Annotated in this window: 2 protein-coding genes; both read left to right on the top strand. The window is 51.5% G+C overall.

All coding sequences use genetic code 11. From position 1 onward, the window contains the following. The coding region (locus DW49_RS0107145) for a phospholipase D-like domain-containing protein (protein ID WP_024421160.1) at positions 1-1,208 on the top strand (1,208 nt) is incomplete at its 5' end. Continuing rightward, a complete protein-coding gene (locus DW49_RS0107140; protein WP_024421159.1) occupies positions 1,208-2,263 on the top strand; it encodes an SEL1-like repeat protein in 1,056 nt (351 codons plus the stop codon). The genes DW49_RS0107145 and DW49_RS0107140, both read left to right, overlap by 1 nt. Positions 2,264-2,468 lie beyond the last annotated feature (205 nt).

Here is a 2,468-nt window from a genome sequence, read left to right as displayed (position 1 = left end):
CTAGCGCGGTCGGCTTTGTCATGGGCCATAACTCGCTGGACGAGTATTGGGACACAGACCAGCACTCGGCACTAAACCGCGAAGAGGGCAACAAGCCTGAACCTTATCTCGGACCTCGTGGCTTTCTGCCGCGTCAGGACATCTCGTGCATGTTGTCCGGGCCCATTCTTCACAATGTGCATCAGAACTTCGCCGTCGCCTGGCGCAAGGAAACCGGCGAAGACCTGCTCGCCTGCCGTGATTGCGATCCGTCATCCAAGCGCCTCCAGTTCCAGAGCGGCACCCGGCTGATGATGCAACTGTTGCGCACCCAGGCTCAGGTGGGTCAACCCAAAACCAACCGCAAGCACAAGGATGACGTGGGCGACTATGAAAAACCTGTCTGTGACATCCAGAAAGGTTACATGGTGGCTGCCAATAACGTCACTCAGTTCATCTACATCGAAAACCAGTATTTCCGCTGGCCGCCGCTGGCCGAACTCATCAAAAAATCGGCGGTCACTCAAACATGCTGGGGTCGTGATCCGGCACTACACGGCTCGATTCATCTGTTCGTGATCACCAATGACACCAAGGAAGCGATGGGGCTGGGCACGGTCAAGACCCAGGAAATGCTCGCCAGCCTGGGCCGGGCAGAGACCATTCCGGCGATCACCAAGCTGCGACTGATCAAGGAGATGAAAAGTGAAGCCCCGGTCAGACCCCGGCCAGATGGACCGAATGACCGTGCCGGGCAGAGAAAGCTGGACGAATGGCAAGCGGAGATAGACAGGAAAACCAAGGAAATTGAAGACACCAAGCTGGAACTGGAGCCAGTGCCAGGCTTGAAGATTCATGTCTGTTCATTGGTCGCCTTAGACTCGCCGGCTGGCCAGCCCTGGATGCCGGTTTACATCCACTCCAAGCTGATGATCGTCGATGACGTCTACACCACCCAGGGCTCGGCCAACATCAACACCCGTAGCATGATGGTGGATAGCGAACTGAATATTTGCCACGAGCATGCGGATATTACACAGCAGTTACGGCGGCGGTTGTGGAATTTGCATACGAACAAGATAGGGGCGCAGGATGAGCCTGATATGGCGTTTAAGGCATGGGAAGACATAATTACGATTAATCGGGATAATGAGTTCAACAAGCTTTCTCCCTATGCTCCCCTCGTCGAATTTAATTACAGCGAAACAACTGTGGCGGACCTTGATTAATGCGCCTAACTCTCCTAATACCAATCCTCCTTTTGGTTGCCTGCAACAACGGCAATGCTCTAAACTCACGGACAAAGGATACCCCCTTGAATCAGCTGCCTGAAGTCAAAGAAAGGTTAGATTTTACTTGTGCTCACGAGAAGATCCCAACTCCCTCGGCAGAAACGGATATATTATTTAAGTACGCACGCTGGTTGCAAAAAAACAATCAGCTCAAGCAGGACCGAACAGTAGACATCGAGATTGAGCGGCTTTACCGTATCACAACCGAAAACCATCATTACAAAGCTAATATAAACCTGCAAAATGGCGCTATGCGTGGCCAGTTCAAGCTAACAGGTAAAGAAAGATTACGGCTTAGTCAACAGTTGATAGATGCACATGTGGCTACGGGATACTATATGATCGCCATTTATCTTCAGAAGGGTGCCGCTGGGCTGCAACAAGATGAAGATATGTCATTGCGTTATTTTCGCAAGGCTGCAGATGAAGGAAGTGCACAGGCGCAAGCCTATATTGCCGAAAAGCTTGCCCCTATCGACATTGCTCCAGATATTGCCCGCCAAATGCGCCTCTGCGCCGCCGAGCAGGGTAACGGTAAATCGGCTCGCATATTAGGTGTTAACTTTTCTGGAAAAGGAGATTATAACGCAGCCTTAGAAGCCTTTCAGCTGGGGGTAGCTGCAGGAGACGAAAGTGCAGCATCCTTTTTGGACAATGGATTCCGTGGCCCCAAGAAAGATAATCGTATGTATTACCTCGATCAGCAGGAAGACCTTCTACGTGCAGAGCGTTACAGGCAAATTGGAAAAGTCTTAGGCAACTGGTCATATGCGAACCCTTCCGTTCCTGAGATCAACGAAATCGTCCCCCTGCCACCAGCCAAGCTTCCTGCCTGGGATGGCAAGCTGAAATGGGTTGAAGAGCGTCAAGCCAATATCCCGCCGCCCAAGCCTTCCGAATCACTGATCGAGCAACTGGCTAAGGCCATGATTCTTGATCCTAAAACAGGTAAGCCGTTGCCGGGCTCCCCGGTTTACAGCAAGGAAGACTGATCACATACCCATGTGCCCAGCACGGGTTTGCATGTGCCGACAGTATCGGCGCATGCAAATCTATGTTCCCCATCTTTTAGGTATGGAAGCCAGATTATGCGCGTGCTCATTCTGATATTCCCTTTGCCATGAGCGCCAGTGCCTCGCATCACCAGAAAAGCGTGCTGGTCGATTATGAACTGCCTAGTGTACTGTTTTCGAAATA

It is taken from the genome of Pseudomonas avellanae BPIC 631 (genome assembly GCF_000444135.1).
GTDB lineage: Bacteria > Pseudomonadota > Gammaproteobacteria > Pseudomonadales > Pseudomonadaceae > Aquipseudomonas > Aquipseudomonas avellanae.
The sequence above is the reverse complement of the archived record's forward strand: the minus strand, read 5'-3'. Positions and strand labels throughout refer to the sequence as shown.